Genomic DNA, 5,979 nt, shown 5'->3' on the forward strand with positions numbered 1-5,979 from the left:
CCCCGCCGCCGCCGCCGCCGGGTAACAATGACTGCAAAGCCGCCTGCGCAATATCATTGAGCGCCGACAAAGCCACCGACCGCAAATCATCAAATGACAGCTTGCCCGTTTCCACAAAGCGCGAAAGCAATTGATCAAGGCCGGAAAAGCTGGATCGTACCGATTGGTCAATCGCCCCGCTCAAGTCGGCAAGTTGGGATAATCTTTGCCCCATCGCATCCTGCGGCAAAGTAACCATGGCCTCCAGATCGCTCATTGCGGATTGCGCTTGCGCGATATCCGCACGAAATTGGCGCGTGTCGGCCCGCAGGCTCACGACAAGCGCGTCCAGTTCTGTTGTCATGTTTGATCTTTTCTGTCAGTGGCGCGAAAAGCCTGCAATCATCTGCAGCACACGCCCGGTGAAAAACACCACGAGATAGATGATGATCCGGCTTTGATCGATGCCGAAAAAATCGGTCTCGATCATGCGAAACACCTCAATCACCAAAAGCACAAAGGCGATGATCTGCATGGCCATGCCGCTATAGCGCAGCCATCGGCGCCAGGGTTTGGGTTCGGCAACGCCTTCATATTCCGGCAGGCCCGCCTTGCGGGCTGCCACGCGTTCTCTTAAGGATTTTCGTTTGGGATGCGGGCTCATGGCCCCATTTATGACGTTTTTAGCCGGTCAGCGTCAACAGTCTGATCAGGAAAACGCTGCATCAGTCGATTCAGATCATGATGATCGAGAGACGATCCCATCCCCCCATTGGGCAGGGCCCGGATATGGGGATCAAGGGCATCGAGCGCCATCAAAAAATCCGCAGGCGTGGATGACCAGAAGGCTTCGGCCGACCAGCCCATGCGAACCATCGCAAAGCCTGCCAATTTCCTGAAATCCAGCCTTTTGCAATCCGTTTTGGAAGGATCGGGCCGATCAGCCTTTATCGGCATCATGCCCCCCCAAAATCGCCGCCAGCAAAGCCCGATAGCTATGGAGCGGCGCCATCAATCCGGCTGCCACGATCATCTCGCCAATCGCCTCGATCGCGGGCCGCTCATCCCCCTTGTCCAAAAGCCAGCAATGATGAAAAACAAGGGCCATATCGCTTAACGTCGGGCGGCCTTCGCTGGCTTCATGAACCAAAGTCATCAAGGGCGCCCGGGCCTGCTCGATGGCTGCAAGGGCGGCAAAAGTGGGGCGCAGATGCACCCGCCGCTCCCCTAATATCAGCAGCACATCGCCCCGCTCATGGATCACCATCCCGCTCATGGGGCCACCGTGAAGCTGATCGGGCCAGAGCTTTCCATCGACAGGCTATAGGTACGCTCGCCATTATGATCGCCGGAATAATCCAAAGCCGTGATCTGGAATTGCCCGGTAAATTGTTCACCATTTTCAAAAATCACCTGATAGGCAGACACGCTGCCCGTCAGGGCCTGGCTGCGCAGGATGCTCTCCGCTGCACTATTGGTAAAAACCCCCGATCCCGAAAGGGTTAACCGCCGCACCCCGGCCCCGCCCAGCAATTCCCGCCAGCCGCCGGAATCCTTGTTGGTAATATCCACAGCCGTGCTGTTGATGCTCAATGAAGTGGATCGTAATCCCGCAAGGGTCGAAAAAACCGGCGGGGTCTCTCCATTGCTGATCTTGACGAGAAAGCCACGTCCTGATTCTGCCGTCATGGCACGCTCCTGTTGTTTCACATGATAAAAAAGGTCGAAATCCGGTTCAAAACCGGTGCTTCCAAATCGGTGGTTCAAAGACGATGGATAAGGGCCTTGAAGCGAAGCTGTGCCTGGCTCACCCCATCGCCATCGCGCAGGCTTTGCAGGCCTTCAAATTGCAGATGGGCGAGATGCCAGCCTTCGATCGCCAGCCCGCCATCCAAAAGACGCGCCCTGATCTGATCGGCCAGCAAAAGCACCTCCCGATTAGCGGGATGGCGGGAAAAAACGCGAATGGTGATCCGCCAGTTCGTGCCATCAAGATTTTGCGCCGACCAATCGCTGATACTGTGCGGCCCGATGATCGCATAAGGCAGCCGGGCCCGATGATCGGGTTCATCGAAAACCCCTTTGAGCCCGCCCATCAATGCCCCATCTGCCAATAAATGTGCCTTGATGGCCTGATTGATAGCGGCAAATCCGGCTTCGCTCATGGGTTGCCTCCTGCTCGGTTCTGATCTTTGTACTGATCGGTCAAAATTCGCAGCGCCTGATCGAAAGCAGGCTGCAAAAATGGCTCAGCGGCCATCCGCGCGGTGCCCAATTCCACAAATACGGCATAGGGCTTGTCGGTAAAAACCTCATGGCCCCCAGTGATCGCGCGCACATCAAGGCTATTGGCCAAGCCATCCGGGCTTGGCTTCGTACTACTGTTTAAAAGCACCCGTTCCCGGGCATCCTCAGCGATCATGCGGGCCAGCCGGGCCAGCCGATCATCAAAGCTTTTGATCAATAGCTCGATATCGCGGGACAGCAGGCTTGTGATCGGGATCGATGTAGTGATCTGGCGTTGAATCATGGCCGTGTCTCACTGCACAAAAGCTCGATAAAACGAGGATCGCTTCCATCAGGAAGCACCGCCACCACATCCAGAATCCGGCCCTTCCAATGCAGCCGATCCCCTTCGATACAATCGCTCTCCGAACGCAGGGTGAGGGCATAAGACAAGCGCGCCGTTGGCCGCTCTGCCTCGCGCGCGGCTTGTCCACCTTGCACCTTAACCGCAGCCCACAGGCGGCCCAGGGGCTGCCATATCACCTGCATCAGCCCGTTTTCATCAAGCGTTTCAACCGGCCGTTCATGATCCAACCGCTGATCAAGGCGGCCCGCATCAATCACCGGGCTCATAGCCGCACCATGCGATAGGGATCGAGCAGACTGCGCACCACCCCGGACAAAACATTTTCAGTGGTCCCCCGCGATTGATGAAATGCGGCCACCATCAGCAAAATGGCATGGCGCAGGGGGGCGGGCACCATCGCAGGCTGATCGCCATAGCCCGCGATAAAATCAATTTCAAAACGATCCCGGGACAAGCCCAACGGGACCAACCCCAAACCGCTTTTTAAAAGCACAAAGCCCGGCTCGGCGCGGCTTTCCACCCGATAGCGATCAGGATCAAGCAGGCTGGATGTGCCATCTTCATGCACGATCCGCACCGCCATCACGGATTGCAGGGGCGCTTTGGGCAGGCACAGGGGGCCATCGGGCCAGCGCGCAAAGGCATATTGCCAATGCTGGCTGATCAGGGCCCGGCCCAGAATGCGTTCCGCCATCTGCCGGGCGGCGACAAGATAGCTGGCAAGCAGGCTGTTTTCATCATCATGTTCGATCCGCAGATGTGCCTTGATCTCGGCCAGATCAAGCGGCTCGATAAGGGGTGGCTGAAGCTGGCTCATCATCTGTGCTGTTCCCGTTCGTCTGATCCAAAAGCCCACGCGCCCCGAACGAACGGTCCTGCGCGCATATGATTGGGGCAGAGACACACACCATGCCTCTGCCCCCTTTTCTGATCGTGCTCGCCGCCGCTCAGGCGATGGCGAATTTCAGCAGTTTGATGGCATCGGAATTGATGACACCACCGCCCACGCGCTTGGTGGTATAGAAATGCACAAAAGGCTTGTTGGAATAAGGATCACGCAAAATGCGCGTGCCCATCCGATCGGTGATCAGATACCCACGGGCAAAATTGCCAAAGGCCACCGAAAGGCTATCCGGTCCGATGGCGGGCATATCTTCGGCTTCAACCACCGGAAACCCCAGCAATGTGCTCGATTGCCCCTGAGCCAGGCCCGGGCGCCACAGATAATCGCCATCCGCATCCTTGAATTTGCGGATGATATTGAGGCTTGCGGAATTGAGCACGAATTGCGCCCCGGCCCGATAGCCCGCCTTCAGGCTGTGCATCAGATCAAACAGAATATCCGATGGGTCTGAAGCCGGAAAAGCCCCGGCATTGCCAGTCGCCACATGCTGCAAGCTGCCAAAGGCGCGGCTGGCATCCCCCGATGCGCTGGTCGTCCCGGTCAAAAAGCCCTTGGGCTTGTTGATCCCGTCACCATTGATAAAGGCAGCGCCTTCCTTTTGGGCAAATTCCTGGGCCAATTCGGTCGCCAGCCAATTTTCCACATCGAAAAAGGCATCATCCAGCATGGATTGGGTGGCCGCCGGATTGGCATAGATTTCCCCCAAAGGCGGGGCCACTTCGGCAAAATCCGGGCTTGTGGTTTCGCTGCGGGGATCGCTTTCCCCCACCCAGCCCGAAGCCGGGCCGGTTTTGGCAATGAGCTTGCGATAATTGGCCGAGCCGATCTGGGTCACCGAGGCAATGGAACGGATGGGCGACAGATCCTTCAATCGCTGCTCGATCAAATGATCGATTTCCAAGGGCACGGCATAGCCCCCTTCCGCCGGAACGCCCGTATTCAGCGCCTTGGCCTCCAATTGCGCCAGATCGCGTTCCAGCCCCTTGCGCACATAGCCACCAAGAAAGGCGGATTTATGCTCGCCACCCGCCGCGACCAAAGCCCCGCCAAGCCCGAGCGCCGGACGGTTCGAGGCCACGGCCAAGCCTTCGACCTGCGCCTGCAGGCGATCCATTTCCGCCCCGATACGCCCCAGCTTTTCTTCGATCAGCTGATCGGCATAGCCCTTGCTGCGGCGCTCGATTTCAGCGGCATCATTGGTTTCCTTGAATGTTTCAAAGCTTTTACCCAGTCGCTCAACGGCGGCCTTCACTTCGATGGCCGTTGTCATATCGTCACGCATGCTTTGTTCCTTCATGATGTTGGTTCTGTTCAATTTGGCCGATCATCTCGGTGATCAGCGCCAAAGTCTGTGTCCAGCCAGTTCCGTCATCCCGCCGGTCCAGCGCCTTCCAGCCATGCGCCGCAAGCCCCTTGGCTTCACGCCGCGAAAAGCCCCCTGCATCGCGCAGGAAAGCTTCATAATCTCGGATGCTCTGCGGATTTGCTGCCTTGAAGGCATGGATGCGGGCAGCGCGCTGCATGGGAAATGTCACCAATGACACCTCCCACAGATCCACCTCCAAAAGCATCCGCACCCCGCTTTGCTGATCCTGCCGGGCCTTCAGGGTGCGATAGCCGATGGAAAGCCCATCAAGGGCACCATTGCGCATCAGCGATAAAGCCTCGGCCGCCCGGGCCACATCGGGCAAAAGCCGCCCCTTCACATAAAGACCCCGGCTATCCTCGGTCAGCGCCTCGATCACCCCCAAAGGCTGGGCCGGATCATGCTGCCATAAAAGCTTGACCGCAGAAGGGGGGCGAACCTTCAAAGACGCACTGAACGCCCCCTTGCAGATGATATCCGCCCCATCGTCGATCAGATCGAAAACCGAGGCATAGCCTTCAAACACACCATCCTCATCAGCTGCCTTCACTTCAAAAGCAGCGCGCGCCGTTTCATCCATCATCTTTGGGTCCTTTCTCAGCCGGCAGGCGGCAAAAGTTTAAATTTCAGCGCTAATCCAGCCGCTAAAGCGAGCATCAGGCAGGTGATCATCCAGCGCACAACCGTGTGCCAGGCGGTCCGGCGCGCGGCCCGCCATGCGCCCAAAAGATCACGCAATTCCCGCACATCCCGCAGCGCCTGTTCGTCCTCAAGGCCGATATGGCGCAAAACCCGCATGGCTCCGCGCTCGCTGGCCTCTTCCACCAATGCCCGCAAAGTCGGCACATTCGCCCCTTGCACGCGCGCCTGTTCCACAAGCGCGGCCAAAACAGCCGCCTCGGTCTGGTCCATCACAATGGCCACCTCTTCTCTCTGATCCACAGATGCTGAACGCCAAAAACCACAGCACCCGAAAAGGGTGCTGATCATTGGCTTCGTGATGATTGATTGAGATCATGGGCCCGAGGCGACCCAAAAGCATCCGCGGCAGCCTGAAGGATCATAGAATCAGGGGCTTATGGTGCCCTCATCCCCCAATGGGGAGAGCAACCGCCCGGTGGCGATCAGAAACAGCAT

12 protein-coding genes are annotated in these 5,979 nt (G+C 57.8%); all 12 read right to left on the minus strand.

Annotation, left to right across the window (positions count from 1 at the left end; translation table 11 throughout):
• Nucleotides 1-343 (minus strand): phage tail tape measure C-terminal domain-containing protein (locus AQ1_RS11450; protein WP_462687134.1); only part of this gene is annotated, 343 nt, incomplete at its 3' end.
• Nucleotides 344-358: 15 nt separating this feature from the next.
• Nucleotides 359-604, minus strand: a complete 246-nt coding sequence (locus tag AQ1_RS11455) for a hypothetical protein (RefSeq protein WP_042087418.1) — start codon at nt 602-604, stop codon at nt 359-361.
• A 47-nt stretch (nt 605-651) separates the two neighbouring features.
• Complete coding sequence (locus AQ1_RS11460; RefSeq protein ID WP_081837298.1) at nt 652-939, minus strand: phage tail assembly chaperone; 288 nt, start codon at nt 937-939, stop codon at nt 652-654.
• Nucleotides 920-1,255: a GTA-gp10 family protein gene (locus AQ1_RS11465; protein WP_042087422.1), complete on the minus strand. Its 336-nt coding sequence runs from the start codon at nt 1,253-1,255 to the stop codon at nt 920-922. Before AQ1_RS11465 ends, AQ1_RS11460 begins: the two co-directional genes overlap by 20 nt.
• Nucleotides 1,252-1,668 (minus strand): phage major tail protein, TP901-1 family, encoded by a 417-nt coding sequence (locus AQ1_RS11470; protein ID WP_042087431.1) that lies wholly within the window; start codon nt 1,666-1,668, stop codon nt 1,252-1,254. Before AQ1_RS11470 ends, AQ1_RS11465 begins: the two co-directional genes overlap by 4 nt.
• Before the next feature lie 74 nt (nt 1,669-1,742).
• Nucleotides 1,743-2,144, minus strand: a complete 402-nt coding sequence (locus AQ1_RS14675) for a DUF3168 domain-containing protein (RefSeq protein ID WP_052371235.1) — start codon at nt 2,142-2,144, stop codon at nt 1,743-1,745.
• Nucleotides 2,141-2,509, minus strand: coding sequence for an HK97-gp10 family putative phage morphogenesis protein (locus tag AQ1_RS11480; protein WP_042087423.1), 369 nt, complete (start codon nt 2,507-2,509; stop codon nt 2,141-2,143). Before AQ1_RS11480 ends, AQ1_RS14675 begins: the two co-directional genes overlap by 4 nt.
• Nucleotides 2,506-2,838 (minus strand): phage head closure protein, encoded by a 333-nt coding sequence (locus tag AQ1_RS11485; RefSeq protein ID WP_042087425.1) that lies wholly within the window; start codon nt 2,836-2,838, stop codon nt 2,506-2,508. Before AQ1_RS11485 ends, AQ1_RS11480 begins: the two co-directional genes overlap by 4 nt.
• Nucleotides 2,835-3,392: a head-tail connector protein gene (locus tag AQ1_RS11490; protein WP_081837299.1), complete on the minus strand. Its 558-nt coding sequence runs from the start codon at nt 3,390-3,392 to the stop codon at nt 2,835-2,837. Before AQ1_RS11490 ends, AQ1_RS11485 begins: the two co-directional genes overlap by 4 nt.
• A 127-nt stretch (nt 3,393-3,519) precedes the next feature.
• Nucleotides 3,520-4,758 carry a phage major capsid protein gene (locus AQ1_RS11495; protein ID WP_313981907.1) on the minus strand — a complete coding sequence of 413 codons (1,239 nt, stop codon included), beginning with the start codon at nt 4,756-4,758 and terminating at the stop codon, nt 3,520-3,522.
• A complete protein-coding gene (locus tag AQ1_RS11500) occupies nt 4,751-5,425 on the minus strand; it encodes an HK97 family phage prohead protease (RefSeq protein ID WP_052371236.1) in 675 nt (224 codons plus the stop codon). Before AQ1_RS11500 ends, AQ1_RS11495 begins: the two co-directional genes overlap by 8 nt.
• A 14-nt stretch (nt 5,426-5,439) precedes the next feature.
• Nucleotides 5,440-5,754 (minus strand): DUF6127 family protein, encoded by a 315-nt coding sequence (locus tag AQ1_RS11505; RefSeq protein ID WP_052371238.1) that lies wholly within the window; start codon nt 5,752-5,754, stop codon nt 5,440-5,442.
• Between the last annotated feature and the right edge of the window lie 225 nt (nt 5,755-5,979).

Origin of the sequence: Iodidimonas nitroreducens, assembly GCA_000710935.1 — a bacterium.
Classification (GTDB): Bacteria; Pseudomonadota; Alphaproteobacteria; order Sphingomonadales; family Rhodothalassiaceae; genus Iodidimonas; species Iodidimonas nitroreducens.

Bases quoted from the DNA above. Each gene is read 5' to 3' on its own strand.
- AQ1_RS11460 (WP_081837298.1), bottom strand. From the start codon at position 939: ATGATGCCGATAAAGGCTGATCGGCCCGATCCTTCCAAAACGGATTGC.
- AQ1_RS11465 (WP_042087422.1), bottom strand. From the start codon at position 1,255: ATGAGCGGGATGGTGATCCATGAGCGGGGCGATGTGCTGCTGATATTA.
- AQ1_RS11470 (WP_042087431.1), bottom strand. From the start codon at position 1,668: ATGACGGCAGAATCAGGACGTGGCTTTCTCGTCAAGATCAGCAATGGA.
- AQ1_RS14675 (WP_052371235.1), bottom strand. From the start codon at position 2,144: ATGAGCGAAGCCGGATTTGCCGCTATCAATCAGGCCATCAAGGCACAT.
- AQ1_RS11480 (WP_042087423.1), bottom strand. From the start codon at position 2,509: ATGATTCAACGCCAGATCACTACATCGATCCCGATCACAAGCCTGCTG.
- AQ1_RS11485 (WP_042087425.1), bottom strand. From the start codon at position 2,838: ATGAGCCCGGTGATTGATGCGGGCCGCCTTGATCAGCGGTTGGATCAT.
- AQ1_RS11490 (WP_081837299.1), bottom strand. From the start codon at position 3,392: ATGATGAGCCAGCTTCAGCCACCCCTTATCGAGCCGCTTGATCTGGCC.
- AQ1_RS11495 (WP_313981907.1), bottom strand. From the start codon at position 4,758: ATGCGTGACGATATGACAACGGCCATCGAAGTGAAGGCCGCCGTTGAG.
- AQ1_RS11500 (WP_052371236.1), bottom strand. From the start codon at position 5,425: ATGATGGATGAAACGGCGCGCGCTGCTTTTGAAGTGAAGGCAGCTGAT.
- AQ1_RS11505 (WP_052371238.1), bottom strand. From the start codon at position 5,754: ATGGACCAGACCGAGGCGGCTGTTTTGGCCGCGCTTGTGGAACAGGCG.